Source organism: Rhodococcus sp. IEGM1339 (genome assembly GCF_050321925.1).
Taxonomy (GTDB): Bacteria; Actinomycetota; Actinomycetes; order Mycobacteriales; family Mycobacteriaceae; genus Rhodococcus; species Rhodococcus pyridinivorans.
On record NZ_JBNQFT010000063.1, the window covers coordinates 1 to 1149 of the forward strand.

Sequence of the window (1149 nt, forward strand, 5' to 3'; positions counted from 1 at the left end):
CTAGTGGTCTGTCTGCGAAATAATACGGTAGATTGTAGTATGCCTGTCATGACTGCGGCGGCCATGCCTGCAACCGATACCCAGCGTGTGGAACTGGCGCGGATGGCCGCATCGACATCGCTGCCGCATCGGCAGGTCCTCCAAGCGCGGGGTTTGCTGCTGGCCTGCGACGGTGTCGCCAATGAGGAGATCGCTCGTCGGTGCGGAGTGGACTCAGACACCGTGCGCCGCTGGCGGAAACGGTTCGCCGACAAGGGCGTCGATGGTGTCGGGGTGATCGCGAAGGGTCGGGGCCGCAAGCCGGGTTTGCCGCCGGGGACGGTCGAGGAGGTCCTGCGGATCACCCACACGGAACGACCTGCCGACGGTTCGACGCACTGGAGTACCCGCACCCTCGCCGCCCGATTGGGGATCGGCAAGGATTCGGTGGCCAGGATCTGGGCCGATCACGGTCTGGCCCCGTGGCGGGTGGAGACGTTCAAGGTGAGCAATGATCCGCACTTCGAGGACAAACTCGTCGACGTCGTGGGTTTGTACCTGAATCCGCCGGCGCGGGCGGTGGTGTTCTGCTTCGACGAGAAGACCCAGTGTCAGGCTCTCGACCGCACGCAGCCGTCGTTGCCGATGAAGAAGGGCCGCGCCGGCACGATGACACATGACTACAAACGCAACGGCACCATCGACCTGTTCGCGGCGATGAACATCGCCACCGGTGAGGTGCTCACCGATCTGCGGAAAGGACACGCCGGTGCCGACGTGCTGCGGTTCTTCAAGCAGATAGATGCCACCGTCCCACGTGGGCTGGGAGTGCATGTCGTCCTCGATAATCTCTCGACACACAAGACACCGGAGATTCAGAAATGGTTGGCCCACAAGGACCGTCGACGCTGGCACCTGCACTTCACGCCGACGTCGAGTTCGTGGCTGAATCTGGTCGAACGTTGGTTCAAGGAACTGACCGACAAACGTCTGCGTCGGGGCAGTTTCTCCAACGTCGCCGAGCTCACCGACGCCATCACCGTGTGGGCTACCCATTGGAACCTCGATCCACAACCGTTCGTTTGGAAGGCCACCGCCGAGTCGATCATCGAGAAGGCCCGTCGCGGACGCGAAGCCCTTAACCAGATCAAATCGCAGACAGACCACTAG

At 62.3% G+C, this 1149-nt stretch carries 1 protein-coding gene; it reads left to right on the forward strand.

Translation table 11 applies throughout. The annotated features are described in order from the left end of the window. Window positions 1-48 precede the first annotated feature (48 nt). Window positions 49-1149 (forward strand): IS630 family transposase, encoded by a 1101-nt coding sequence (locus ACQR3U_RS23340; RefSeq protein ID WP_230811612.1) that lies wholly within the window; start codon window positions 49-51, stop codon window positions 1147-1149.